The sequence below is a fragment of the Ruegeria sp. HKCCD6604 genome (genome assembly GCF_013110635.1).
In the GTDB taxonomy this organism is placed as follows: domain Bacteria; phylum Pseudomonadota; class Alphaproteobacteria; order Rhodobacterales; family Rhodobacteraceae; genus Ruegeria.
In genome coordinates, this window is sequence record NZ_WVQW01000011.1 from 77,042 (window position 1) to 102,454 (window position 25,413).

24 protein-coding genes and 2 pseudogenes are annotated in these 25,413 nt (G+C 57.8%); 11 read left to right on the forward strand and 15 right to left on the reverse strand.

Annotated elements, in window-relative coordinates; all coding sequences use genetic code 11:
- Positions 1–27: 27 nt before the first annotated feature.
- Positions 28–255, forward strand: a complete 228-nt coding sequence (locus tag GS614_RS19570; RefSeq protein ID WP_152457025.1) for a hypothetical protein — start codon at positions 28–30, stop codon at positions 253–255.
- On the opposite strand, the gene GS614_RS19575 is transcribed toward GS614_RS19570, so the two are convergent.
- Positions 252–1,859 (reverse strand): MFS transporter, encoded by a 1,608-nt coding sequence (locus GS614_RS19575; protein WP_171727122.1) that lies wholly within the window; start codon positions 1,857–1,859, stop codon positions 252–254. The genes GS614_RS19570 and GS614_RS19575 overlap by 4 nt on opposite strands.
- Positions 1,860–1,936: 77 nt before the next feature.
- Positions 1,937–2,824 (reverse strand): AEC family transporter, encoded by an 888-nt coding sequence (locus tag GS614_RS19580; RefSeq protein WP_171617495.1) that lies wholly within the window; start codon positions 2,822–2,824, stop codon positions 1,937–1,939.
- 217 nt (positions 2,825–3,041) lie between these two features.
- Here GS614_RS19580 and GS614_RS19585 point away from each other — a divergent pair, with 217 nt between their 5' ends.
- A complete protein-coding gene (locus GS614_RS19585; RefSeq protein WP_152457022.1) occupies positions 3,042–3,851 on the forward strand; it encodes a division plane positioning ATPase MipZ in 810 nt (269 codons plus the stop codon).
- Positions 3,852–3,884: 33 nt separating this feature from the next.
- Here the strand turns inward: GS614_RS19585 and GS614_RS22495 are convergent.
- The 12 genes and pseudogenes from GS614_RS22495 to GS614_RS19640 form a co-directional block, all read right to left on the reverse strand.
- A pseudogene (locus GS614_RS22495) lies at positions 3,885–4,121 on the reverse strand (XdhC family protein); the annotation flags it as partial.
- Positions 4,122–4,238: 117 nt separating this feature from the next.
- Entirely contained in the window at positions 4,239–4,691 is a 453-nt protein-coding gene (locus tag GS614_RS19595) for a carbon monoxide dehydrogenase subunit G (protein ID WP_171120341.1), read from the reverse strand.
- A gap of 103 nt (positions 4,692–4,794) precedes the next feature.
- The gene (locus GS614_RS19600) at positions 4,795–5,310 is read right to left on the reverse strand and encodes an XdhC family protein (RefSeq protein ID WP_371809420.1); all 516 of its coding nucleotides are present in this window, start codon (positions 5,308–5,310) and stop codon (positions 4,795–4,797) included.
- A gap of 30 nt (positions 5,311–5,340) precedes the next feature.
- Positions 5,341–5,580 (reverse strand): annotated as a pseudogene (locus GS614_RS22500) (XdhC family protein); the annotation flags it as partial.
- Complete coding sequence (locus GS614_RS19605; protein WP_171120345.1) at positions 5,577–6,764, reverse strand: VWA domain-containing protein; 1,188 nt, start codon at positions 6,762–6,764, stop codon at positions 5,577–5,579. The gene GS614_RS19605 and the pseudogene GS614_RS22500, both read right to left, overlap by 4 nt.
- Entirely contained in the window at positions 6,761–7,636 is an 876-nt protein-coding gene (locus GS614_RS19610; protein WP_171727123.1) for a MoxR family ATPase, read from the reverse strand. Before GS614_RS19610 ends, GS614_RS19605 begins: the two co-directional genes overlap by 4 nt.
- A 59-nt stretch (positions 7,637–7,695) precedes the next feature.
- On the reverse strand, positions 7,696–10,122 hold the full coding sequence (locus GS614_RS19615) for an aerobic carbon-monoxide dehydrogenase large subunit (RefSeq protein ID WP_171727124.1): 2,427 nt from the start codon (positions 10,120–10,122) through the stop codon (positions 7,696–7,698).
- Positions 10,119–10,613 carry a (2Fe-2S)-binding protein gene (locus tag GS614_RS19620; protein ID WP_152457016.1) on the reverse strand — a complete coding sequence of 165 codons (495 nt, stop codon included), beginning with the start codon at positions 10,611–10,613 and terminating at the stop codon, positions 10,119–10,121. Before GS614_RS19620 ends, GS614_RS19615 begins: the two co-directional genes overlap by 4 nt.
- An 11-nt stretch (positions 10,614–10,624) precedes the next feature.
- Positions 10,625–11,479 (reverse strand): xanthine dehydrogenase family protein subunit M, encoded by an 855-nt coding sequence (locus tag GS614_RS19625; RefSeq protein WP_171364516.1) that lies wholly within the window; start codon positions 11,477–11,479, stop codon positions 10,625–10,627.
- A 148-nt stretch (positions 11,480–11,627) separates the two neighbouring features.
- The gene (locus GS614_RS19630) at positions 11,628–12,731 is read right to left on the reverse strand and encodes an MHYT domain-containing protein (RefSeq protein WP_171727125.1); all 1,104 of its coding nucleotides are present in this window, start codon (positions 12,729–12,731) and stop codon (positions 11,628–11,630) included.
- Between the two features lie 308 nt (positions 12,732–13,039).
- The gene (locus GS614_RS19635; protein ID WP_171364514.1) at positions 13,040–14,290 is read right to left on the reverse strand and encodes an adenylate/guanylate cyclase domain-containing protein; all 1,251 of its coding nucleotides are present in this window, start codon (positions 14,288–14,290) and stop codon (positions 13,040–13,042) included.
- Between the two features lie 60 nt (positions 14,291–14,350).
- A complete protein-coding gene (locus GS614_RS19640) occupies positions 14,351–14,803 on the reverse strand; it encodes a MarR family winged helix-turn-helix transcriptional regulator (protein WP_171120356.1) in 453 nt (150 codons plus the stop codon).
- Between the two features lie 57 nt (positions 14,804–14,860).
- Here GS614_RS19640 and hmgA point away from each other — a divergent pair, with 57 nt between their 5' ends.
- From hmgA to GS614_RS19680, 8 genes are all read left to right on the forward strand, one after another.
- Positions 14,861–16,216: a homogentisate 1,2-dioxygenase gene (gene hmgA, locus GS614_RS19645; RefSeq protein ID WP_171364513.1), complete on the forward strand. Its 1,356-nt coding sequence runs from the start codon at positions 14,861–14,863 to the stop codon at positions 16,214–16,216.
- A complete protein-coding gene (locus GS614_RS19650; RefSeq protein ID WP_171205703.1) occupies positions 16,213–16,836 on the forward strand; it encodes a LysE family translocator in 624 nt (207 codons plus the stop codon). Before hmgA ends, GS614_RS19650 begins: the two co-directional genes overlap by 4 nt.
- A 21-nt stretch (positions 16,837–16,857) precedes the next feature.
- A complete protein-coding gene (gene fahA / locus GS614_RS19655; RefSeq protein ID WP_171727126.1) occupies positions 16,858–18,114 on the forward strand; it encodes a fumarylacetoacetase in 1,257 nt (418 codons plus the stop codon).
- 87 nt (positions 18,115–18,201) lie between these two features.
- Positions 18,202–19,152 carry an MBL fold metallo-hydrolase gene (locus tag GS614_RS19660; protein WP_171727127.1) on the forward strand — a complete coding sequence of 317 codons (951 nt, stop codon included), beginning with the start codon at positions 18,202–18,204 and terminating at the stop codon, positions 19,150–19,152.
- Positions 19,153–19,286: 134 nt separating this feature from the next.
- Complete coding sequence (locus GS614_RS19665) at positions 19,287–20,897, forward strand: FAD-dependent oxidoreductase (RefSeq protein WP_171727128.1); 1,611 nt, start codon at positions 19,287–19,289, stop codon at positions 20,895–20,897.
- 5 nt (positions 20,898–20,902) lie between these two features.
- Positions 20,903–21,100, forward strand: a complete 198-nt coding sequence (locus GS614_RS19670) for a DUF2783 domain-containing protein (RefSeq protein ID WP_171169266.1) — start codon at positions 20,903–20,905, stop codon at positions 21,098–21,100.
- An 11-nt stretch (positions 21,101–21,111) separates the two neighbouring features.
- A complete protein-coding gene (maiA, locus tag GS614_RS19675) occupies positions 21,112–21,750 on the forward strand; it encodes a maleylacetoacetate isomerase (protein WP_171169268.1) in 639 nt (212 codons plus the stop codon).
- A gap of 86 nt (positions 21,751–21,836) precedes the next feature.
- Positions 21,837–22,190, forward strand: a complete 354-nt coding sequence (locus GS614_RS19680; protein WP_152457005.1) for a DOPA 4,5-dioxygenase family protein — start codon at positions 21,837–21,839, stop codon at positions 22,188–22,190.
- Here the strand turns inward: GS614_RS19680 and GS614_RS19685 are convergent.
- A complete protein-coding gene (locus GS614_RS19685) occupies positions 22,169–23,797 on the reverse strand; it encodes an acyl-CoA synthetase (protein WP_171727129.1) in 1,629 nt (542 codons plus the stop codon). The genes GS614_RS19680 and GS614_RS19685 overlap by 22 nt on opposite strands.
- 221 nt (positions 23,798–24,018) lie before the next feature.
- Here GS614_RS19685 and GS614_RS19690 point away from each other — a divergent pair, with 221 nt between their 5' ends.
- Positions 24,019–25,410, forward strand: a complete 1,392-nt coding sequence (locus tag GS614_RS19690) for an aspartate aminotransferase family protein (protein ID WP_171120373.1) — start codon at positions 24,019–24,021, stop codon at positions 25,408–25,410.
- Positions 25,411–25,413: the final 3 nt, after the last annotated feature.

The following is a 25,413-nucleotide window of genomic DNA, read 5'->3' on the forward strand; positions in this document are numbered from 1 at the left end:
ACCCTCAGCTTCCACGGAGACCCGGACATGCCCCAGTACAACGACATGATCGAGCTTTCAGTCGATGATATGGATCTGATTGAAACGGCGTTGCGCGACTCGATCGCTTCGTTGTCACATGCTGCTTCGGATGAACCAGAGGACAGCAGGACCGACCGGGAAGACACGTTGCGGCGTATTCACGAACTTCTGGGCAAGCTACACGATCAGAAGGTCTTTTTTCGCCCTCAGAAAGGGGTCTACCTCGGCGGTTAGGAGCTTGGTTGTCGCGGATTGCGGGTCAATTCCGCCGCACTGTGTACAGGGGGAACCGGCCCGCGCAGCAACATCAGCGCCAGCGTCATTCCGGCCAGCGCCGCAATCGCGGCAACCAACATGGCATTGTCAAAGGCGTTGTCCTGCACATCCCGCAGGGCCTTCGCCAATGTATCTCCCGCAGACGGATCCATCCCCGAGATCAATTGCTGTATCTGGTTCGGCGTTCCATGTGCCAGCGCATGGGCCAGATCCTCGCGCTGGGTTGACCCGGCAGGCAACGCGTCGATCACCTCGGACAGACCTCGGCGTCTGGTGATCGCTTCGGCCAGACCGCCCACCACGGCACCAAGGGTTGCTCCGAAATAGAGACAGGCGTTGATGACCCCCGAACCCTGCCCCACATGCTGCTCGGGCAGCAGGCGCAGGCCCAGACGTGGCAACAGCGAAAAGCAGATGCCCAATCCGACACCGACGATCAGCAGCTTCCACCAGATTTCGGAAAACTGCGTTGTGTTCGTTGTTGTCATCAGCAGCAGGAACCCGCAGGCCATCGCCCCCAGGCCAATGGCGATCGGCCATTGAAAGCTGTAGGGGGCAAGAAAGCGGGGTGCAGTGACCGAGATCACAAACATGCTGAGGCTGAGCGGCATGATCGCCAGACCCGCATCGATGGACGAATACCCAAAGGCATCAGGCGATTGGACGAATGTATTGAAATAGACGAAGAAGCAGAACAGCGTGAAGCCAGTAAAGAACATCCCCGCCGCGGCCATCAGATAACGCGGATGGCGAAAGTACCGAAGCTCGATCAAAGGGTCGTCGCTGCGGCGGGATACGATGACAAGGGCAATTGTCGACACGGCCGCCACGACCAGCGGCACCAGTGTCAAAGGCGAAGTCCACCCGCCGCTTTCCCCGTTGCTGAGCGCAAAGGACAATGGCCCGAGGAAAAACAGAATGGCAACGGCCCCCGCATAATCGAACTTTGCCCCGGCAAGACGGGTATCGGGAACGTATTTCCGTTTGCTGACATGCAGCCCGATGGCGAAGGCCACCGCCAGCAGAATCAGGTCGGCTGCAAAGACGGCGCGCCAGCTGACATAATGGCCGAAAGCGCCACCGACGATGGGTCCGACACCGATCGCCAGACCGACAATCGCCCCCCAGACGCCGGTAACACTGGCGCGCTGCTCTTCGGGCGTGGCCGCCGTCAACAATGACAGGGACGTGCCGAACAAAGCAGCCGCGCCCGCGCCTTGCGCGCCGCGCCCGATAAGCAGCATCGCCCCGTCCTGCGCCAACAGCGCAAAGGAAGACCCGATTGCAAAGACGATCATGCCAAAAAAGAACACGCCCATCTTGCCGGTAATGTCACCCAGCCGGCTGACGATGCAGACAAGCGTGGCGCTGGTCACGGAATACGTGGCCATCACCCATTGCAAACCTGACGGGGTCAAATCGAACTCGGCCCTGAGATTGGGCAATATGGTGGTCACAGCAGTTGTGTTGAACCCCACGACCATCATGCAGATGGCCGTCATGGCCAGCACCACACGGGCGCGGGACTGCGGAGATACACTGACCGAGCTCTCATCGCCCATAAAACACCCACTGACCAAGAATTTTGAATACAAACATCATCAGTTTAACGATTTCTGGCCTTGCGCATAGGGGTGCGTCAGATCCAGTAAGACAGCGCAACGGGCAGCACCAGGACGGTGCTGAGCGTCGAGACAAGAATGAACCCGGCCACATCTGGCCCGTATTCCGGAACATGCTGGTCGATAAACAGATAAGTCGCCACGGATGAAGGCATCAGGCAACACAGAATCAGCGCACCCCGCTCGGTTCCCGTGAAACCAAACAACCAGATCAGAACACTGGCAATTGCAACGGCCATCGCCAGATGCAGGGCCGTCAGCAGAACCGCACGACCCAGGCTTTTCACACGCAGCGTCGCGAGCGTATGCCCCAGTGTCAGCAGCATGAGCGGAATCGACAATCCACCCAAGATGTCAAAGGACTTCGCGACCGGTTGCGGCAGGCTCTGCCCCGTTGCCATCAGGATCAGAGCGAGGCCCACGGCGTAGATAATCGGGGACGTCGCCAGTTTCCTGGGCGAGAATTCTCCGGCCGGGATCCACATGCCGACGGTAAAGATGCTGATCAGCACCACCACCACGAACGCCATGGTATAGGCCATACCTGCATCGCCCAGCGCCAGCAAAGTGATTGGCAGGCCGATATTGCCGACATTCCCGTGCATCAACGGCGTCAGAAATGCCCTCACCGGCAAGCGAAGAACCTTGAGCCCGACATATCCCAAAACCCCGAAACCGGCCACCGCAAGGGCAGCGGCGGTCATCATGTCAAGAAACGTGCCCACGGCCAGTTTGGTGTTCGACAGATGAGAAATGATCAATGTCGGATAGCCGACTTTTGAGACGATCCCGCCAATGACCCTGTTGTCGAAAGGCGCCTGAATCACGGCCAGAGCATAGCCAATTCCAGCGCAGATCAGAACTGGCAGAACCACGTTCAGTACGTTCAGGAACAGGTGCTCCAAACAGAATTCTCCTTGCTGAAACCGTTTTTCGACAGTGAATCAGCGCCATTGCAATGGCAAGCACCCTGTGTAACCCGTGCACGGCGTTGGGTTTTCCCGATTAGAGTCTGATAATGCCCGAAAGCGCCGCTTGAGGTTCTTTCCTTCGCCGCCGACACAACATATAGTGGCTGACAACAACGTGTAGTGAAGCACGGCGAGACTTGGGAATACAAGCATGGCACATATCATTGTGGTCGGGAACGAAAAGGGTGGCGCAGGCAAATCGACCGTGTCGATGCATGTGGCGACCGCGCTGGCCCGATTGGGACACAAGGTCAGCACGTTGGATCTGGACCTGCGCCAGCGCAGTCTGGGACGATACTTCGAGAACCGCAACAACTTCCTCAAAAGCTCGGACCTGACTCTGCCCAGCCCGCGCCATCACGACCTGCCCGAGATCGACGCCGCAACGTTGAAACCGGGCGAGAACATCTATGACCATCGCCTGTCTGCTGCCGTATCCCAACTGGAAAGCGACAGCGACTTTATTCTGATCGACTGCCCGGGGTCTCATACCCGTCTGAGTCAGGTGGCGCATTCACTGGCCGACACGCTGATCACCCCGTTGAACGACAGCTTCATTGACTTCGACCTTTTGGCGCGGATCGACTCGAAGGGAGAGAAGATCCTTGGCCCGTCCGTCTATTCCGAAATGGTCTGGAACGCTCGTCAACTGCGGGCACAGGCGGGGCTGAAGCCGATCGACTGGGTCGTTGTCCGCAACCGGGTCGGTACGCAGCGCATGGTCAACAAGGAAAAGATGCAGCGCGCGATCGAAATGCTGTCCCAGCGCATCGGCTTCCGCGTCGCCTCGGGCTTTTCCGAGCGGGTTATCTTCCGCGAGCTGTTCCCGCGTGGCCTGACACTGTTGGACCTCAAGGATATCGGGGTCAAACAGCTGAACATCTCGAACATCGCAGCCCGGCAGGAACTGCGTGACATGATGAAAGAGCTGAATCTGCCGGGTGTGGAGATTGACTTCTGATCAGCTGTCCCGGCGGCCGCTATGCGGACTTTTTTAGGCAGTATGAATGTTCTTTGGTTCTGGACTTGCATTCAGAAACAGCTGCAAAGACTTCCCGCATGGAAGCTTGAGAGCAAAGAAAGAAGACCCTGCAACGTTTCGGATCGTTTTGGCCGTGCCGCCGGTTTCAAGCACCGAGACCACCTGTAGTCGGATGTCCCGGTCAATGCAGCCATTGGACATATAGCCGACCATCCTCCCGCTTGAAGAGACAACGGCGCGCGAACCTACTTCGCGCGCCGTTCAGCCCTTGATACTGATCGATGTGATCAGAACAAACAGCTTACCAACGTTTAGCTGGTCAACTGCATGGCCAAGGACATCAACCCGGTGTTCAGGACGTGTGGATCAAGAAACGGGTTCTTCCGACATGACTTCTGCAAAGGATTTGAAGAATTTGGCGGCGAGTTTCTTTGCTGTACTCTGGATAAGACGGCTCCCAAGTTGCGCCAGCTTGCCGCCGATCACGGCCTTGGCTTCGTAGCGCAGAATGGTCTGAGACCCATTTTCAGTCAGTGTGACGTCGGCTCCGCCTTTTGCATGTCCAGCCGGGCCACCATTGCCCTGGCCATCCAGCGAAAACGTCTCTGGCGCGCCATCGGTTTTGAGCACCACATCTCCGCTGAATTTCGCTTTCACGGGGCCAACTTTGAGTACAACTTTGGCTTCAAGTTCGGTGTCGGATTTCTTGATCAGTTCTTCGCACCCGGGAATACAACGTTTAAGTATCTCGGGGTCGTTCAAAGCTGCGTAAACCACATCCCTAGGGGCATCGATGATAATTTCGTCGGCCAGTTCCATGGCGGTTCCTTTCTTTGTTCAGCAACAGGGGTATTTAATCGTGGCAAGCACCTCAGCCTGCTCTGTAGATGGCTTGAAACCACGAGTTAAGATTTTGAAAAGTTTACGCATTTGGGTTCCTTTCTACGGAATTCCTGCGCACGGTGATCAGTTCCGCCAGGATGGAAAGCGCGATTTCTTCAGGTGTGACAGCACCAATGTCCAAACCAGCTGGGGCTGAAACCATCGCGAGTGTGACCTCGGGCACACCAGCTTCGGAGAGCTTTTCAGACAGGGCCGCGAATTTCTTCTTACTGCCCACAAAGGCGACATAGTTTGCTTCACAAGCAAGCGCGTCGCGCAAGGCGTCAAGATCACCCTGCCCTTGCGTCGCCACGACGATCGCACTCATCTTTCCAAGTGCATTCTCCTCATCCACGGCACGTGAGATTGACCAGTGAAAATGCGGTGCGATTTGTGCCAAAGCCTCTGCGACCGGCGAGTTTCCGAGTATTGTCAACTCTGGCATCGGAAGACAGGGCTCAATAAAAATGTCGATGGTGCCACGAGAGGGACAACCGTTGCGCGCATAGAATACGCCCTCCACCATTGCTCCGGCACTGACGCCGATATCGTTCAAAAAGTCTTCCGGCGCGACCGACACAAGCTTGGGTGCGCCGGTTTCGAGGGCTTCCAAGGTGGCTCGCCTCACAGCGCCACGGGTGCAGCCGCCACCAAGAAACCCGTGCAATATGGTGCCATCCGCACCAATGATTGCCTTTGCGCCGGGTTTTGCCGCGGTGGTTCCGGCAGTGCGCACGATTGTTGCAAAGGCAAAAGGTTGTTCCTTTGCGCGCAGTGATTGGGCTGTTTCTGCCAAGTCAGATGAAAACAACTCAGCGGGGGTCATAGCGATACCAACTCCTTCTCCAGCGCGGCGAGGTCCGCCAGCGTGTTGGCGGCGGAAAAGAGGTCCAAATGAGGCAAGGCTGCCGTCATGCCCGCTGCGACGGGCGCATAGTCGCGCCAGCCTTTGAGCGGGTTCAGCCAAAGAATGCGGCAGCCGCGTTTGCGCAGCTTGGTCAGCGCCGCGTCAATGTGGTCAGGAGAAGAGGTGTCATAGCCGTCCGAGAGGATCATCACGACTGAACGCCCATCGACGAAACGGCGCGCGTAGGTAGATGCAAATCGATCCAGGCTTTCCCCGATTTTGGAACCTCCGCCGAACCCATCCGCCATCAAGGACATCCGTCCGATGGCGCGCATCGTGTCCTTATCGCGTAAAGCCTCGGTTATCCGCACGAGGCGTGTGTGAAACAGGTATGCGTCGGCGGTTGGATCACCGCGCATCAGGCCGGCCAAAAAGGCCAGGAATACTTGCGCATAGACGGTCATAGAGCCGGAAACATCGCATAGCGCTACGATTTTTCGGCTACGATCAGGGCGTTTGCGCTTGATGAGTCGGATGGGTTCGCCCCCTGTCGCCAGGCTGCGCCGGATTGTTTTGCGGAAATGCAGTCGATCGCCCTTGCGGGCAGCGATGCGGCGGCGGGAGCGGCGGTCGCGCAGCGCTTGTCCGAGGCGGCGAGCAACTTCTTCGGCCTCGGCAATCTCTTCTGCCCGTACCAGATCACGTAGATCGCGCCGGGACAGGTTGCGCATTTCGGTGGCGATCAGCTTACCGTCGCCATCACTTTCGGCATCACCGTCACCTCCGTCTGGCGCTGTCGCATCGCCAGCGCCTCCAACGTCTTCTCCTTTGGCATCTCGTGACGAATGTACGCTGTCGTCGCCCTTGGGGTGGGTCGACATTTTCGGCATGACCTTTGTTCGCACGCGACCGGCATCCATCCAGAAACTATCAAACAGCGGATCAAACCTCTGCGCTTCGTCCTTGCATCCCGTGCAGACGGCCTTGAGTGCGCAACGCGCCTCTTCAGGGTTGGCTGCCTCAACACAGGTCAACGCCGTCAGAGCTGCTTCGGTTTCCTGCACGCCAAGGCGCAGGCCATTCTCCCGCAAATGGGCCAGGAACCCTGCCATGCGCGCCGTAGCGCCGGGATCTCGGCCAGCAAAGCGGGTCACGCGGGTCATGCGGCCTTCCCCGCGATGCGTTGTGCCACTTCGCTGGTGATATTTGCGCGATCGCTCTGAGTTTTTAGAAGTGTCGTGAGTGTGGCTTGGAGGGCTGCCGGGTTTTCCGTCAGATCAGCAATCCCTAACCCCATGAGCGCGGCGGCAAAATCCAGTGTCTCCGCGATTCCGGGCACTTTCTCCAGCTCTTCCTTGCGCAGCGTCTGGACGAACTCGATCACCTGATCGGCCAGCTGCGCTTCAATCCCAGCACACCGGGCTTTTAGGATCGCGAGTTCCGTTGTCCGGTCGGGATAATCGACATAACTGAAAAGGCAGCGACGCCTCAGCGCGTCCGACAAGTCGCGGGTGCCATTCGAGGTCAGTATAACTGTTGGCACGGCGGTGGCTTTGATGGTGCCAAGCTCCGGAACGGTGATTTGGTAATCAGCGAGGATCTCGAGCAGGAAAGCTTCGAACTCTTCGTCTGCGCGGTCGATTTCATCGATCAATAAAACCGGAGAAACGTCTTGCGTGATCGCCGACAGCAAGGGGCGCTCCAACAAATACTCACGCGAGAATATCCGATCCTCGACCGCCTTGCCGGTCTCGCCTGCTTCAGAGGACGCACGGATCGCCAGTAGTTGTCGTTGGTAATTCCACTCGTAGATCGCCTGAGAGGCGTCCAGACCTTCATAGCATTGCAGGCGGATCAACTGCGTGTTCTGGGCCGCAGCCAGTACTCGGGCAACTTCGGTTTTTCCTACGCCCGCCGCGCCTTCCAGCAGTAGAGGGCGGCGCAATGACAAAGCCAAATGCAGCGACACCGCCAGATCGTCTGAGGCGACGTAGTTCTGTTCTACAAGTGCAGATTGGAGATCGGTCCAGGTCATCAGAGCCTCAAGTGGTTTGTGAGGCGCGCGCAGCCATCCCTGCCGCGCGCGCCGGAAGCTTAGCCGTGAAGGCCCAGTTCGTTTGCTGTCTTCCAGATCCGCCAGTGATCGTGCGGCATATGGGTGTGACGCAGGCCAAAGGCACGGAAGGCATCATTCACCGCGTTGGAGAAACAGGGCACGCCGCCCACATGAGGGCTTTCGCCGACACCCTTGGCACCTATTGGGTGGTGCGGGCTGGGGGTAACGGTGTGATCGGTCTCGTAATTCGGCACTTCCCATGCGGTCGGCAGGAAGAAATCCATCAATGTGCCGGTCTTGACGTTGCCCATCTCGTCATAGGCGATCTCTTGCCCCAGAGCGACAGCCAGCGCCTCGGTCAAACCACCGTGCACCTGGCCCTCGATGATCATCGGGTTTATGCGCGTGCCGCAGTCATCCAGCGCATAGAAGCGGCGAATGTCGGTCACACCGGTGTCCACATCGATGTCCATCACGCAGACGTAGGCGCCAAAGGGATAGGTCATGTTCGGCGGGTCATAGTAGCTGACCGCCTCCAGACCCGGCTCGATGCCCGGAATGGCCTGATTGTAGGCGGCAAAGGCGATTTCCTTCATCGTCTTGAACTTTTCAGGCGCGCCCTTGACCACGAAACGATCCACGTCGAATTCGACATCATCGTCATGCACTTCCAGCAGGTAGGCCGCGATCATCTGTGCCTTGGCGCGGATCTTGCGCCCTGCCATCGCGGTCGCGGCACCCGCTACCGGCGTCGAGCGCGAGCCGTATGTTCCAAGACCGTAGGGCGCGGTATCCGTATCACCCTCTTCGATGGTAATACTATCCGCCGGCAGGCCGATCTCGGTTGCGAGTATCTGTGCAAAGGTCGTGGCATGGCCCTGGCCTTGCGAGATGGTGCCAAGGCGTGCGATCGCTGAGCCGGTCGGGTGAATGCGGATTTCACAGCTGTCGAACATGCCAAGACCAAGGATATCGCAATTCTTGACGGGTCCAGCGCCGACGATTTCGGTGAAATGCGTCAGGCCGATGCCCATAAGCTTTCGGGTTTTGCCCGCCTTGAAATCCTCGATCCGTTGAGCTTGTTCTGCACGCAGCCCTTCGTAATCGACGGCATTTAGCGCCTTATCCCAAGCAGTGTGATAGTCGCCGGAATCATACTCCCACCCAAGCGCGGACTGATAGGGAAACTGCTCTTTCTTGATGAAGTTGATCCGGCGCAGCTCGGCCGCGTCCATGTTCAACTCTATCGCCAGAACCTCGATCATGCGTTCAATGAAGTAAGCGGCTTCGGTTACACGGAAGGAGCAGCGATAACTGACCCCGCCCGGCGCTTTGTTGGTGTAAACGCCGTCCACTGCCAAATACGCAGTCGGAATGTCGTAAGACCCGGTACAGATGTTCATAAACCCAGCCGGGAACTTGGTCGGGTCGGCACAGGCGTCAAAGCCGCCGTGGTCTGCGGTCGTGTGGCACCAGAGACCGGTGATTTTACCCTCTTTGGTTGCGCTGATCTTACCTTTCATCCAGTAGTCACGGGCAAAAGCGGTGGTCATCAGGTTTTCCATACGGTCCTCGACCCATTTCACCGGAACACCGGTGACAATCGAGGCCACGACCGAGCACACATAGCCGGGGTAAGCCCCAACCTTGTTGCCAAAGCCGCCACCGATGTCGGGCGAGATCACGCGGATATTGTGCTCTTCAATGCCCGAGATCAGGCTGACCACTGTGCGAATAGCGTGAGGCGCCTGGAACGTGCCGTGCAGCGTGAGCTTGCCGTTGACCTTGTCCATCGAAGCCACGCAGCCACAAGTTTCGAGCGGACATGGGTGCGTGCGATGGTAATACACCATCTCTTCAGCGACCACGTCAGCCTCCCCCATTACCTGCTCGGTCGCATCCTTCTCGCCAACCTCCCAGGTAAAGATGTGGTTAGGGTGTTTGCGTGGGCCGTGGGCCCCACCTGGAATCGCTCCACCTTCGCCCATCAGGTCTTCGCGAAGAACCACGTCGGATTCCAATGCTGCGTGGGGATCGGTCAAAACGGGGAGTTCTTCATACTCCACTTCGACCAGCTCGACTGCATCGGCTGCAATATAACGGTCCTTTGCCACCACAAATGCCACTTCCTGACCTTGGAAGAGCACCTTGCCGTCAGCCAAAACCATCTGCTTGTCGCCCGCCAGCGTCGGCATCCAGTGCAGACCAAGAGGGGCGAGGTCTTCGGCGGTCAGTACGGCAATCACACCGTCCAGCGCCAAAGCGGCCTCGGCATTGATCGACACGATCTTGGCGTGGGCATAGGGCGAACGCACGAAATCACCATGCAGCATGCCGGGCAGTTTGATGTCGTCAACGTAATTGCCTTTGCCTTGGGTAAACCTGGCATCTTCAACGCGCTTGCGTTTGCAACCCATTCCTCCCAGTGCGTCGGCGCGTTCTTCGCGGGTCAGTTCCTTTTTCATTGTGCCGCCTCCTTCGCAGAGTTCATCTCGGCCGCGGCGGCGAGGATAGATTTGACGATGTTCTGATACCCGGTACAGCGGCAGAGGTTACCCGCCATGCCAAAGCGCACCTCTTCTTCAGTTGGGTTCGGGTTTTCTTCCAAAAGCTTGGATGCGCGGGTGATCATACCCGGTGTGCAGAAGCCGCATTGAAGACCATGGTGTTCTTTGAACGCTTCCTGCAATACGTGCAGGCTGTCCGGGTTGCCAAGCCCTTCGATCGTGGTGATTTCGGCACCGTCAGCCTGTGCTACGAACACGGTACAGGACTTCACCGATTTGCCGTTCATGGTCACGGTGCAAGCGCCGCAATGCGAGGTCTCGCAACCAATGTGCGGACCGGTCTTGCGCAGCCGTTCGCGCAGGGTGTGGATCAGCAGTTCGCGCGGTTCAGCCAGGAACTCTTGCTCCTCGCCATTCACTGTTAGAGTGAAGTGTTTCTTCTTTGACATGATCTCTCTCCTCAGGCTCTGGCCCAGGCGTTTTCGATCGCACGGCGCAAGATAATCGCCGCTGCGTGACGTTTGAATTCAATGGGACCACGGTTGTCCTGTGTTGGATCGATGTCACCCAACATGGCGTCCACCGCCGCTTTGATTGCCGCATCATCCACAGACGTGCCGACAAGCGCAGCACCAGCATCTTCAGAATGAACTGGAGTGTCGCTCAGATTGGTCATCGCGATGGAAGCCGAGGTGCAAGTCCCACCTTCTTTAGTCAAAAGAACCGCAGCAGCCGCGGTGGCGTAGTCGCCGATTTTGCGCTTTTGCTTTTCATAGGCGTACCCGCCCTTTGGCGCATTGAACTCCACCGCTGTCAGGATCTCTTCATCCTCGCGGTCAGTCATATAAGCCGCTTCGTAGAAATCACGGGCCGCGACTTTGCGTTCGCCATCCGGCCCGACCAAAGTGAAAGTCGCGTCCAGACACTGCATCAAGCCCGGCATGTCATTACCCGGGTCGCCGTTTGCAACGTTGCCGCCAACCGTGCCCATGTAACGCACTTGCGGGTCTGCGATCTGCAAAGAAGCCTCTCGCATGATCGGAGCAGCCAACGCCAATTGAGCGTTGTCGATGATGTCATGTTGCGTCGTCATCGCGCCGATGCGGATGCTATCCCCCTCAATGGAGATGCCGCTCAATCCCTCCACATCCTGCAAGTCGATCAGATGTGGCACTTCGGCCATGCGGAGCTTCATCATAGGTATCAGACTGTGCCCCCCTGCGAGGACCCGTGCGTCATCTCCGTGCTCCACAAGTACGGACAGGGCGCCCGCCAAATCCTTAGGTCTATAATATTCAAAGGCAGCTGGAATCATTGCCTCTCCTCCCTGCAGCAACTGTTCTGGCTGTTAGAGAAGCTCGCTCGATGCCGGGTTGTAGACCCGAGAAAACACTTTGTTTTCGCTAATTTTGCACGAAATGCGCTTCAGGACGCACGAGTTGCGCTGCCTGAATTACCACGCGTTACCCAAAGGCGGTCAGTGCTGCTTTCAGGTTTGATCGGCTGACCGGCACCGGAGGGAGATCGGCCTCACCAAAGGTGCATTGTCCCTTGTCTTTGGTCCGTTCAAACCGCGCGACTTTTTTGGGGTTCACTATATAGCTGCGATGCACGCGCAAAAAGCCAGTTGGCTCCAGCCGTTTGACCGCTTCAGTGATCGGCCAGACGCAAAAGTACTTTTCTGTGCGGGTGTAGACCTGCGTATAGTGACCATCCGCCCTGACGAATGCAACGTCAGGCGCGGCAATAAAAACCTTGCCTCCGTCTCTTTCACAGGGGATGCGAATAGGCGGGGTCTGGTTTGCTGAAGGCTCGTCTTGGGCCACGCCTGTCATCGGGATCTCTGTGGCTTGCATAGGCACAAGATAAGTTGTGCCGACCCACAAAAATGCGCCGAAGATAACAAAGCTCGACAGGATCACCCCAACGGCCATGACTTCGTTGCTGATGACGGGCCCAAACTCTCGGATTTCTTTCAAGGCTACAAAATTGGTTCCTGCCATGGCCAGGAAATGCACTGAAAAGACAGCTACGCCAAAACACAGCGTGCCGATCGCGATGGTCCTGTTGGAACGCTCATTATAGGCAACGCCGATCGCGAGAATGCACAGGACAATAGCCAATACCGACGACCCGAGCACACCTTGAAGGGTATAAACGGGTTTGCAAAGCTGCATGCCAGCCATTCCCACATAGTGCATCGCCAAGATGCCCGCGCCTACGATTGCTCCGGCAGCAATGATGATCCCCTTGGAACGCTCAGTGAAATGCAAAAGGACAAGCGCCAAAGCGACCATAAGGATCGCAATAAGCGCAGATGCGAGCGTGATTGCGGCATCATAGTAAAACAGGATGGGCAGCCTTAGGCCAAGCATAGCCACGAAGTGCATTGACCAGATCCCACCACCCAAAGCAACGGCACCCAACGCGATGGCCAACCTGCGTTGTGAAAGCGACTTTTCGGACAAATCCCTCGTCAAAGACAATCCCGTGGCCCCAGCAACTAGCGCCACAACGAACGATGTAACCACCAACCAAGGGTTATGTCCGAAGTCCAGAAATTCCATGGGCCGGACAATGCCGCAGCGGATTTCTTAATTCAATCTTTGCCTTTACCTGGCAAAGGTTCATCCGGCGGAAACAAATTCCTGCACGGCCATTGCAAGCAAGGACCAGAGTCTGTCTCAGCGTTTATCGCTCATTGGGCAGGACTGCTGTGCGATGAGCCATCGACGGCTTGGGCTCTAACCAGCTTAATGTTCATATTCACACTATAGTCGAACATTCGGTCCAAACCGCCGCTCAAACCCGGCGAGTTAAATGCGTTCCATCAAGACTTTCAGTTTCGGAACCGCTGGAAGGAATCGCCGCTGTCTCAATCGGATTCTGATGGCCCGCCGGGACTGTACACCGTAAACAACTCTTTCGGCTCATTAACGCCGCGCAGCATGTAGCGGCCGACCGAGACAAGCTCCTGCGCGCAGGGCTGTGCAGCGCGGGCGACATCGTCCGAGATAAGGATCCTTTGACCCAAAGACCGGTGCATTCCCGCAATGCGGGCGGCCTGGTTGACAGCCGGGCCGATCACAGTGAAGTCCAGCCGGGTCTCGGACCCGATATTGCCATAGAGAATCTCGCCCGAATGTAGGGCCAGCGTATAATTGGCCACCGGCAGACCTTGCGCGCGGCGCCTTGCGTTCAGTTCATCCATGCGGGACTGCAACAAAGGCACAGCATCAAGCGCGGCACGGGCGTCTTCGTCGATCTCTCCGACATCGAACATTGCCATCAGGCCGTCACCCATGAATTTCAGGATGTTGCCGCCCTTGTCATGCACCACACCCACGGCGACAGCCAGATAGTCGTTCAGCATGTCGATGATCTCATGCCCCGGCAGGTCTTCGGACAGCGTGGTGAAGCCTTCGAGGTCGAAATTCCAGATCACAGCATCGATTTGCTGCAAAGACCCACGCCGAATTTCACCCGACAGAACCCGGCGACCGGCATCTCGCCCCAGATAAACCCGCATCAAATCCTTGGCCAGATCCTGGTTCTTGGCGGATTTGAGCGCCAGCCCCAGATGCGGAAGTACAGATTGTATTTTGTTCAGATCGCTGTCTTCGAATCCGTTCGGTGCGTCGCTGGTCCAGGACATCAGAACACCATCGCTGACCTTTTTCGTGCCGTCGGGGCGTAGTTGACTGGCCCCTTCATATGACAGGCCGGTGGCATAATAGTCTGTCGCTCCGATTTCACGCAGATCATTCAACAAGGGAAAGCGGCTGGGTTCATTATGGTCGACCAGTTTGACCCGGATTTCATCCAGATCATCGTTCAGCAGCGCATAGAGTGGGCTTTGCTGCCAAACTTCGCTGGGCGTTTCCGTGTATTCAAACTTCTCGGATTCACCGCCCGCGCCGTTGTACCAGCTGTAACCGGTACCTCCGTAAACCGGATGCAGGGTCGACTGCGCCGCATGAAAGCGCATCAACGGAATACCCATTTCCACCAATCGGGCACAAAACCCTTCCAACAGCTCTTCTTGCCCGGCGCCCTCTAGCCCCTTGTTGACCAGCCAATCAATCAGGGAATGTGAGAAAACTGAAGCGGAATCTGGCAATGTCATTTTGTTGTCCGTATCAAGTATGATCCCCATTTGGGGGTAGGCCGCGTCAATTGCCATAGGTCAGTCCAAACCAGCCAACCTTTGCAGCATTTGTCGCAACAACGCGGCCTCTTCCGGTTTGAACAGGCCTGACAGTTTCGCATCGTAATTGGCAGCAACGCCGCGCAGGTCACGATACACAGCTTGCCCTGCTGGTGTTAGTGTCAACCATTCCGCCCGCCGATCCGCTTCGTCCCGTGTGCGTTTCAGGTATCGACGCTGTTCCAGCTTGGCCACAGCACGGCTGATTTTGGTTTTGTGCATTCTGGCGCGCTCACCGATTTCCTTGGCAGTCATCTCGCCAAACAAACCCAGATGGAACAATACCCGCCATTCGGTTCTGAGCATCCCATAACGGCCCTTGTAAACTGCCTGAAACTCTAGCGAAGCCCGTTCGGCCGCCTGATTCAGCAGGAAGGGCAGAAAATTTTGCAGATAAAAGTCATCATTTTTTTCGGATTCATCGTGTGTCATGCTTGTTAGTTACAAAATCAACTATTAACCGACAAGCAGCAAACGGAGGAAAACGCAATGAATCGTCCGACTGATCCGCATACGCTGACACAGGCTGCGACGCCTGTCGGAACTCATGCAGGCTATATGCCAGGCTTTGGGAACGACTTTGAAACCGAGGCCCTGCCCGAGGCCCTGCCGCAAGGGATGAACAGCCCGCAACGGTGCAACTATGGTCTTTACGGAGAGCAGCTGAGTGGCACGGCCTTTACCGCCAACCCACCCGAGCGCACCTGGTGCTATCGTATTCGCCCATCCGTAAAGCATTCACACCGTTATGAAAAAATCGATCTGCCCTACTGGAAATCGGCCCCCTGCATTGATCCGGATGTAATCAGCCTTGGCCAGTATCGCTGGGATCCTGTCCCGCATTCCGATGAAGGTCTGAACTGGATGACGGGTATGCGGACCATGACGACCGCAGGTGACGTGAACACGCAGGTCGGCATGGCAAGCCACATCTATCTGGTCACGGAATCCATGGTGGATGACTACTTCTTTTCGGCTGATTCCGAATTGCTGGTTGTGCCACAGGAAGGACGCCTGCGATTTGCGACAGAACTGGGAATCATCGACCTGGAACCCAAGGAAATCGCGATCATTCCACGCGGTTTGCTGTACCGGGTCGAGGTTCTGGAAGGCCCTGCGCGCGGCTTTGTCTGCGAGAATTACGGTCAGAAGTTTGAACTGCCGGGTCGCGGACCAATCGGTGCCAACTGCATGGCCAACCCGCGCGACTTCAAGGCACCGGTGGCCGCTTATGAGGATCGTGAAACCCCTTCTACCGTGACAATCAAATGGTGCGGGCAATTCCACACAACCAAGATCGGCCACAGTCCACTGGATGTCGTGGCATGGCACGGCAACTATGCGCCCTACAAATACGACCTGCGCAACTATTGCCCCGTCGGCGCGATCCTGTTTGACCACCCCGACCCGTCGATCTTTACCGTTCTGACGGCTCCGTCCGGCCAGCCCGGCACGGCCAATATCGACTTTGTCTTGTTCCGCGAACGCTGGATGGTGATGGAAGACACGTTCCGCCCGCCGTGGTACCACAAGAACATCATGTCCGAGCTGATGGGCAACATCTACGGCCAGTACGACGCGAAACCTCAGGGCTTTGTTCCCGGCGGCACAAGCCTGCACAACATGATGATCCCGCATGGCCCCGACAGGGAAGCCTTCGATAAGGCGTCATACTCCAACCTGGGGCCGGACAAGCTGGACCAGACAATGTCGTTCATGTTCGAAACCCGCTTCCCGCAGCACCTGACCCCGTTTGCCGCCACCGAAGCGCCGTTGCAGGATGATTACATCGACTGCTGGACATCGCTTGAGAAAAAGTTCGACGGAACGCCGGGCAAGAAATGAGCTTGGATATCTGGATCACCTATGTGGCAACGGTCCTGCTGCTGATGAGCACACCGGGACCCAGCCAGTTGCTGATGTTGTCAAACTCAGCAACTAACGGGCTTCGGCGCGGGCTGTTCACCGCTGCCGGAGATCTGACGGCGAACTTTCTGCAAATGCTGGCGGCGGGGCTGGGCCTAGCCGCCCTGATCGCCACATCTGCAACCGCACTGACGGTCATCAAGTGGTTTGGTGTCACCTATCTGGTTTATCTAGGGGTTAAACAGATCCTAAAGGCCCGTATGTCTGAAGCGCAAACCGCGCCCAAGGCCAGCCGCAAATCGCTTTGGATGCAGGGGTTCATTACTTCTGCCGCAAATCCCAAGGCCGTGGTCTTTTTTGCAGCACTGTTTCCGCTGTTCATTGACGCAGCCCTGCCCTTCTGGCCGCAATTCGCCATTCTGTCGTCTACCTATCTGGTCATGGACGGGATGTTCCTGACCGCATATGGCGGCAGCGCAAGCTGGCTGGCTCGCCGTTTGCAAGGCCCGGCAAAGCTGTGGCTTGACCGCATTGGCGGCAGCTTCATGATCCTCGCTGCTATCTTGTTGGGGCTGAAATCCCTTCGCCCTTCTGCTTAACCAACAAAACAGGGACATCGTATGCCTCTAATGACATCCTGGGTGGCGTCGGCCAATGACGCGACACATCCGTTCCCACTGAATAACCTGCCGTATGGTGTCTTCTCGACCGAAGGTGATGATCCCCGCTGCGGTGTGGCCATCGGCGACATGATCCTCGACGTCACGGCAGCCGAAGCCGAGGGGTTGATCACCCTGAGCGACGAGCCGCTTTTCGACATGCCGTTCTGGAACCCTCTGATGGAGGAAGGCCCAGCCGTCTGGACCGCGCTGCGCGCGCGGCTGATCAGCCTGCTGGCCGAGGGTTCAGATGAACAAGCCAAGGTCGAACCGCTGCTTGTCAAACAAGAAGATGCGGAAATGCATCTGCCCTTTGCGGTCAGCGAATACACCGATTTCTACGCAGGCCGAAACCATGCCTTCAACGTGGGCACCATGTTCCGGGGGCCGGAAAACGCCCTGCCGCCGAACTGGCTGCACATTCCCATTGGTTACAACGGCCGCGCATCTTCGGTCGTGGTTTCAGGCACGGATATTCGCCGCCCCTGGGGTCAGTTGAAAGCCCCCGATCAGGACTTGCCCGCCTTCCTGCCCAGTCGCCGTTTTGACATCGAGCTTGAGATGGGCGCGGTTGTCGGAACGCCCTCGGATGGTCCGATCACCGTGCAGGAAGCGGATGACAATATCTTCGGTTACGCGCTTCTGAATGACTGGTCTGCGCGCGACATTCAGGCATGGGAATATCAGCCGCTGGGCCCGTTTCAGGCAAAGGCCACGGCAACCTCGATCAGCCCGTGGATCGTGACCAAGGCGGCGCTGGAGCCATTCCGCTGTGATACGCCGCCCCGCGAGTTCGAGCTGCTGGATCACCTCAAGGATTGCGGCCCGATGCTCTATGACATCGATCTGGCGATCACCATGGCACCTGCCGGACAACCCGCCACGACGATTGCCCGGACCAATTACAACCAGATGTACTATTCCGCTGCGCAGCAATTGGCGCATCACACCACATCAGGATGCCCCATGAACACGGGCGACCTGCTGGGATCGGGCACGATCTCGGGGCCGACGAAGGACAGCCGCGGTTCCCTTCTGGAACTCAGCTGGGGCGGCAAGGAACCGATCACGCTGGATACAGGCGAAACCCGCAGCTTCATCGAGGACGGCGATACCCTGACCCTCAAAGGTGCTGCCAGGGGCGATGGCTACACGATCGGTTTCGGCGATTGTGTGGGCAAGCTGCTGCCCGCACTCGAGAACCCCTACGAAAGATGACGCACTGATCTTCATCTTTTCCCAAATACTGCCGCCGGAGGCATCCAACCTCTGCCTTCCGCGCAACCGAAAAAGGACAAACCCAAGATGGCCAAGGCATTCGCGTCCCAGGGGGACATGTCGGAAAAAAAGATCAGCTTTACTGAAGTCGGAGAAGGGCTTTATGCTTTTACCGCCGAAGGCGATCCGAATTCGGGTGTGATCATCGGTGACGACAGCGTGATGATCGTCGAGGCGCAGGCGACTCCGCGTCTGGCAAACAAGGTAATCGAATGTGTGCGTTCCGTCACAGACAAACCGATCACGCATGTGGGCCTGACCCACTACCACGCAGTGCGTGTTCTGGGCGCAAGCGCATTCGGCGCGCAGCAGATCCTGATGTCGGACATGGCCCGCGCCATGGTCGTCGAGCGGGGTCAGGAAGACTGGGACAGCGAATTCCAGCGCTTCCCGCGCCTCTTTGAAGGGCATGAAAGCATCCCCGGCCTAACCTGGCCCACCACCACCTTCAGCGATACGATGACGGTGTATCTGGGCAACCGCCGGATCGACCTGATGCATCTGGGCCGGGCGCATACGGCAGGCGATATCGTCATCCATGTGCCGGATCAGAACGTGATGTTCACCGGCGATATCGTCGAATATCACTCGGCCTGCTATTGCGGTGACGGTCATTTCAGCGATTGGGGTGACACGTTGGACGAGATAAAGTGGTTCGATGTCGACGCCATCGCACCGGGGCGCGGCGATGCGCTGGTTGGCAAGGACATGGTGAATGCGGCCATCGAGAACACCCGCGATTTTGTCGAAAGCACATACCGGCCGGCGGCGAAGGTCGCGGCGCGCGGCGGGTCCCTGAAAGAGGCCTGGGACGCAGTCCGCGCTGAATGTGACCCCAAATTTGCCGATTACGCGATCTACGAGCACTGCCTGCCGTTCAACGTGGCCCGCGCCTATGACGAGGCGCGCGGCATTGACACGCCCCGCATCTGGACCGCCCAGCGCGACCTCGAGATGTGGGAAGCGCTGCAAGGCTGACGAAAAACGGTCGAGTTTGATCCAGATCGTTTTGTGCGGCGGGATTCGATGAAACCATAATCTAAGACCTCCGGCGCCCGCCGCCGGGGGACAGGACATGCAGCACAACGGTGCATCTGTTTTGGGGGGAGCCCATGAACAAGATCTTTGAAACGCCGCTTTACGGATATGAACGCAGCCCGGATCAGGACAGCCCGACGCCCGTCAGGCACAAGGTCATCGTGATCGGTGCGGGGCCAGTTGGTCTGGCCGCCGCCATCGATCTGGCCCAGCAAGGGGTCGAAGTTGTGGTTCTGGACGAAAATGACAAGGTCAGCTTTGGCAGCCGCGCCATCTGTTTTTCCCAACGCACGCTGGAAATTGCAGACCGGCTGGGCTGCGGCCAGCGATTGGTCGACAAAGGCGTTCTATGGGACCGCGGCAAGGTCTTTTTCGATGATCGTCAGGTCTATGAATTCAACCTGCAACCGGACGAAGGTTACGCCAACCCGGCCTTCATCAACTTGCAGCAATACCATTTTGAAAACTTCTTTGTGGAACGCGTGCGCGAGTTGCAGGCAGACGGCGCACCGATCGAGATTCGCGGGCGCAACAAGGTTGATGCAATCGGTACGCACGAAGATCACGTGCGGCTGGAGGTCGAAACCCCCGAAGGCCCTTATACACTCGAGGCCGAATGGCTGATCGCCTGCGATGGTGCCGCGTCGCCCACCCGGCGGATGCTGGGCATCGATTTCGAAGGGCGTGTTTTCGAAGACAATTTCCTGATCGCGGACGTGATCATGGATGCCGATTTCCCCTCGGAACGCTGGTTCTGGTTTGACCCTCCGTTCAATCGCGGGCAATCCGCGCTTTTGCACAAACAGCCCGACAATGTCTGGCGTATTGACCTGCAACTGGGTTGGGACATCGACAAGGAACGCGAAAAGCGCCCCGAGAATGTGATCCCGCGCCTCAAGGCGATGCTGGGCGACGACGTCGAGTTTCAACTGGAGTGGGTCTCGATCTATACGTTCCAGTGCCGCCGCATGGAAAGCTTCCGCAAAGGACGGGTTCTTTTCGCAGGCGACAGCGCGCATCAGGTCAGCCCCTTTGGCGCGCGCGGTGCCAATTCCGGCCTGCAAGACACTGATAACCTGTGCTGGAAACTGAAACTGGTGCTGGATGGGAAAGCCCCCGAAAGCCTGCTGGACAGCTACGACGCGGAACGCGTGCACGGGGCTGATGAGAACATCCAGAAATCCAGTCGGTCGACCGATTTCATCACTCCGAAATCCGAGATGTCGCGGGTTCTGCGGGATGCAGTTCTGGACCTGGGCGAGCAGTACGAGTTTGCCCGTCCGTTGGTGAATTCAGGACGCCTGAGTCAACCTTGCACCTATGACGGCTCGACCCTGAATTCTGCCGACGCGCTGGATGGCCCAGCCGAAACGCGCCCCGGCTCGGCCTGCCCGGACGCGCCGCTGGGTGATGCGTTCCTGTTGCCCAAACTGGCAGGCAAGTTCACCCTTCTGACGATTGACGCGGATGCCCCGGAGGTGCTGGAAGAAGACGGGGTCGAGGTCACGCGGTTGGCGCTGTCGGTCAAGGATGACCAGACGCTGGCGCTGAAACGTCGCTATCTGGGCGACGCAACCAGCGCCGTTTATCTGATCCGACCCGATCAGCACGTGGCGGCGCGGCGGGACAGCTATGAAGAAAACAGTTTCCGCCATGCAATCCGCAGAGCCTGTGGCAAGGAGTGAGCGCGATGTCTGACCTGATCCTATCCCCGAATATCGACGATGCTGACGACTTCTATGCCGAGCTGCTGGCCGCGCATGAAGGGCTTGAAAAAGCCGGCAGTGACGCGCTGAACGCCCGACTGGTTCTGGTGCTGGCCAATCACATCGGCGACAAGGCGGTGTTGTCTGACGCTATTCGCGCCGCCACCCTGGTCGACAAGTGACGGATTCGAATGTGAGCAAAACCGTCCTTTATGACTATTGGCGGTCCTCGGCCAGCTATCGGGTGCGGATCGCCCTGAATCTGGCCGAGATCGACTATCGCGCGGTTGTCGTCGACCTGGTGGGCGGCGAACACAAGGGCGATGCACATATCGCGCGAAATCCACAAGGGTTGGTTCCGGTGCTGGATATTGACGGGCAGCGGCTGACACAGTCTCTGGCCATTCTCGACTATCTGGACAAGACACGTGAATTGAACCTTCTGCCCGACGATGCAGCAGGGCGCGCGCGCGTGCAGGCGCTGGCCTATGCGATTGCGGTGGACATTCACCCTGTTTGCAACCTTTCAGTTGCTCGCCATGCGACCACCCTCAGCAAAGACCCGACCGACATGCCCGGAGAGTGGATGCGGCACTTCATACGGCCGGGGTTGCAGGCCTTCGAGACCATGTTGGGTGAGTTTGAACAAACCCCCTATTGCGTTGGTTCACAGCCCGGCCTCGCCGACATCTGCCTGATCCCGCAGATCTATAATGCACGCCGGTGGAAGGTCGACTTGTCGGACATGCCCCGTCTGCTGGGTGTCGAAAAGGCCTGTGCCGATCATCCCGCATTTGTTGCGGCGCATCCTGACAGGCACGCACCCCAATAAGCTTGCACAGGTCCTGTGTGCCGGTGTGCCTAGGCGTCCGTCGCAATCGGACTTAGCTTTGTTTCATCAAAGCAAAAGAGGTTCTGATGCCCGAGATCACCGGATACCACGCCCATGTCTATTTCGACGCCGACACGCAGCACACGGCGCAACAGGTCTGCGAAGAGGCCGCCCGACTGTTCCCCGTCCGGATGGGACGCATGCATAGCCGCAATGTCGGCCCCCACCCGCGCTGGAGCTGCCAATTGAGCTTTGCGGCTGATGCCTTCGACCAGGTCACTCCGTGGTTGATGCTGAACCGGCGGGGCCTTACGGTTTTCACCCACCCGGAAACCGGCGACCATCTGGCCGATCACCGCGATCGCGCGATTTGGATGGGTGAAATGCTGGATCTGGACCTGTCGATCTTTGATACGCTTCAGCCCAGCGCCCGCGCCTGATCCCGCAGAACGAATTTCTGCACCTTGCCGGTTGACGTTTTCGGCAGGGTGCCAAACACCACGGTCTTGGGCGCTTTGAAATGGGCCATGTTGTTTCGGCAAAAAGCAATCAGCTCTGCCTCGGTCGCGGTTGCGTCAGGCTTCAGCTCGACAAAGGCGCAGGGGGTTTCGCCCCATTTCTCGTCTGGCCGGGCCACAACCGCCGCTTCCATGACTGCCGGGTGTTTGTAGAGGATACCCTCGACCTCGACGGACGAGATATTCTCGCCGCCTGAAATGATGATGTCCTTGGACCGGTCTTTGAGCGCGATATAGCCATCCGGGTGCATGACGCCCAAATCGCCGGATGCAAACCAGCCGCCCTTGAAGGCCCCATCCGTGGCATCAGGGTTCTTGAGATACCCTTTCATCACCACGTTGCCCTGCATAAAGATCTCGCCCATGGTTTCGCCATCCGCGGGCACGGGTTCCATCGTTTCGGGATCGGCCACCATCAGACCAGACAGCGCCGTATACCGCACGCCCTGCCTTACTTTCAGGGCAGCACGGTCTTCGGGTCCCTTGTCGTTCCATTCATCCTTCCAGGCACAAACGACCGAAGGTCCGTAAGTCTCGGTCAGGCCGTAAACGTGCGTGACTTCGACCCCCATCGCCTCCATCGCTTCGATCACGGCGGCCGGCGGCGGAGCGCCCGCGGTCATCACCTTGATCTGATGGTCAAAGTCCTTCAGTTCATCAGGCGCGTGGGCCAACATGTTCAAAACGATGGGAGCACCGCAGAAATGGGTGACCTTCTCATCACGGAATGCCGCATAGATCGGCTCGGCACGCACGGCGCGCAGACAGACGGACACGCCCGCATTGGCGGCCATGGCCCAGGGGAAGCACCATCCGTTGCAGTGAAACATCGGCAAGGTCCACAGATAGATCGAATGCTTGGGCATATCCCAGTCCAGCAAATCCGATTGTGCATTCAGCGTGGCGCCGCGGTGGTGATAAACCACGCCCTTGGGATTGCCCGTTGTGCCGGACGTATAGTTCAGCGTGATCGCGTCCCATTCATCCTCGGGCAGTGACCAGTCAAACTCGGGGTCTCCCTCTGATATCAGGGCGTCATAGGTCAGGCTGCCAAGCCTTTCACCGCCTTCAAAGCTGGGATCCTCGATGTCGATTACCAGAATATCATGATCAACCTGCTCCAGCGCCTCTTTCACGACGCCGGAAAACTCGGGGTCAACCAACAAGGCCTTGGCTTCGGCGTGGTTCAGGATGAAAGCGACTATCGGAGCATCCAGACGCGTGTTGATGGCGTTCAAAACGGCACCCGCCATGGGCACACCAAAATGCGCTTCGTACATCTCGGGGATGTTTGCGGCGATAATTGAAACGGTATCACCCTTTCCGATACCCCGCGCATTCAGGGCCCCCGCCAGCCGGCGGCACCGGGCATAGGTTTCAGCCCAAGTATACCGCCGCTCACCATAAACGACCGACGGGTAATCGGGATAAACCTGCGCTGTGCGCTCAATGAACGAGAGGGGCGACAAGGGTGTGTAATTCGCCCGGCATTTGTCCAAATGACGCTCATAGATATTGGTCGCTGCCAACTGCTGATCCTCCCTGCACTCGGTTTGCGCGACTTGAGCATAAACTTGGTGCTCTGACAAATCCGTAGTATTACGGTACCCTTATTGACTGGCAATACGGGATGGTGCGATCTGGCCCTACTTAGATCCGGCCATTCGCGGTGATCTGAAGCATCTTAAACATATGCCGGGGCACGCCATTTCCGCACCCCGTGCACCGCACCTCACTGAAAGGACTTGTCATGGACGGCACGTTCAACGAAAACGATCTTTCCCGCGTGGTCGAAGCTGACCGCGCCCATATCTGGCATCATCTGATCCAGCACAAACCCTTTGAAACCAATGACCCCCGCATCATTGTCGAAGGCAAGGGCATGCGCGTCTGGGACCAGAAAGGCAAAGAGCATCTGGATGCGGTTTCCGGCGGCGTCTGGACTGTCAACGTCGGCTATGGCCGCGAATCGATCTGCAAGGCCGTTTACGACCAGCTGATGAAGCTGTGCTATTTCGCCAATTCGGCCGGCTCGATCCCCGGCGCGATCTTTGCCGAGCAGCTGATCGACAAGATGCCCGGCATGAGCCGCGTATATTACACCAACTCGGGCTCTGAAGCGAACGAGAAGGCGTTCAAGATGGTGCGCCAGATCGCGCACAAGAAGTACGGCGGCAAGAAGACCAAGATCCTGTATCGTGACCGCGATTATCACGGCTCGACTCTGGCGACCATGTCGGCAGGCGGTCAGGACGAGCGCACCGCACAATACGGCCCCTTTGCGCCTGATTTCGTGCGCGTGCCCCACTGCATGGAATACCGCAAGCACGAGCTGGACGGCGCCCCCGAAGAGAACTTTGGCGAATGGGCCGCAGATCAGATCGAACAGGTCATCCTACGCGAAGGCCCCGACACCGTCGGCGCACTGTGCCTCGAGCCGGTGACCGCAGGTGGCGGCGTGATCGAAGCGCCCGAAGGATACTGGCAGCGCGTGCAGGAGATCTGCAAGAAATACGACGTGCTGCTGCATATCGACGAAGTTGTCTGCGGCGTGGGCCGCACCGGCACTTGGTTCGGTTATCAGCAATACGGCATCAAGCCGGATTTCGTGACCATGGCCAAGGGCGTCGCCTCGGGCTATGCCGCGATTGCCTGCATGGTCACCACAGAGGAAGTCTTTGACATGTTCAAGGATGATGCTTCGGACCCGATGAGCTATTTCCGCGACATCTCGACCTTTGGTGGCTGCACTGCCGGTCCGGCTGCTGCAATCGAAAACATGCGCATCATCGAGGATGAAAACCTGCTGGGCAATTGCGCGGCCATGGGTGACCGCATGATGGGCAACCTTCAGGCGCTGATGGAAAAACACAAGGTCATTGGCGACGTGCGCGGCAAGGGCCTGTTCCTGGGTGCCGAGCTGGTCGCAGACCGTACCAGCAAAGAGCCTGTGGACGAGAAACTGGCACAGGCGGTTGTGGCTGACTGTATGAACCAGGGCGTGATCATCGGTGTCACAAACCGCTCGATCCCAAGCCGCAACAACACGCTGTGCTTCTCGCCCGCCCTGATCGCCACGGCCGATGACATCGACCAGATCACCGACGCGGTCGATGGCGCGCTGGGGCGTGTGTTCGGGTAAGTT

Coding starts and splice junctions, on each gene's coding strand:
- GS614_RS19570 (WP_152457025.1), top strand. CDS start 28: ATGCCCCAGTACAACGACATGATCGAGCTTTCAGTCGATGATATGGAT.
- GS614_RS19575 (WP_171727122.1), bottom strand. CDS start 1,859: ATGGGCGATGAGAGCTCGGTCAGTGTATCTCCGCAGTCCCGCGCCCGT.
- GS614_RS19585 (WP_152457022.1), top strand. CDS start 3,042: ATGGCACATATCATTGTGGTCGGGAACGAAAAGGGTGGCGCAGGCAAA.
- GS614_RS19595 (WP_171120341.1), bottom strand. CDS start 4,691: ATGGAACTGGCCGACGAAATTATCATCGATGCCCCTAGGGATGTGGTT.
- GS614_RS19605 (WP_171120345.1), bottom strand. CDS start 6,764: ATGACCCGCGTGACCCGCTTTGCTGGCCGAGATCCCGGCGCTACGGCG.
- GS614_RS19610 (WP_171727123.1), bottom strand. CDS start 7,636: ATGACCTGGACCGATCTCCAATCTGCACTTGTAGAACAGAACTACGTC.
- GS614_RS19615 (WP_171727124.1), bottom strand. CDS start 10,122: ATGAAAAAGGAACTGACCCGCGAAGAACGCGCCGACGCACTGGGAGGA.
- GS614_RS19620 (WP_152457016.1), bottom strand. CDS start 10,613: ATGTCAAAGAAGAAACACTTCACTCTAACAGTGAATGGCGAGGAGCAA.
- GS614_RS19625 (WP_171364516.1), bottom strand. CDS start 11,479: ATGATTCCAGCTGCCTTTGAATATTATAGACCTAAGGATTTGGCGGGC.
- GS614_RS19630 (WP_171727125.1), bottom strand. CDS start 12,731: ATGGAATTTCTGGACTTCGGACATAACCCTTGGTTGGTGGTTACATCG.
- GS614_RS19635 (WP_171364514.1), bottom strand. CDS start 14,290: ATGACATTGCCAGATTCCGCTTCAGTTTTCTCACATTCCCTGATTGAT.
- GS614_RS19640 (WP_171120356.1), bottom strand. CDS start 14,803: ATGACACACGATGAATCCGAAAAAAATGATGACTTTTATCTGCAAAAT.
- hmgA (WP_171364513.1), top strand. CDS start 14,861: ATGAATCGTCCGACTGATCCGCATACGCTGACACAGGCTGCGACGCCT.
- GS614_RS19650 (WP_171205703.1), top strand. CDS start 16,213: ATGAGCTTGGATATCTGGATCACCTATGTGGCAACGGTCCTGCTGCTG.
- fahA (WP_171727126.1), top strand. CDS start 16,858: ATGCCTCTAATGACATCCTGGGTGGCGTCGGCCAATGACGCGACACAT.
- GS614_RS19660 (WP_171727127.1), top strand. CDS start 18,202: ATGGCCAAGGCATTCGCGTCCCAGGGGGACATGTCGGAAAAAAAGATC.
- GS614_RS19665 (WP_171727128.1), top strand. CDS start 19,287: ATGAACAAGATCTTTGAAACGCCGCTTTACGGATATGAACGCAGCCCG.
- GS614_RS19670 (WP_171169266.1), top strand. CDS start 20,903: ATGTCTGACCTGATCCTATCCCCGAATATCGACGATGCTGACGACTTC.
- GS614_RS19680 (WP_152457005.1), top strand. CDS start 21,837: ATGCCCGAGATCACCGGATACCACGCCCATGTCTATTTCGACGCCGAC.
- GS614_RS19690 (WP_171120373.1), top strand. CDS start 24,019: ATGGACGGCACGTTCAACGAAAACGATCTTTCCCGCGTGGTCGAAGCT.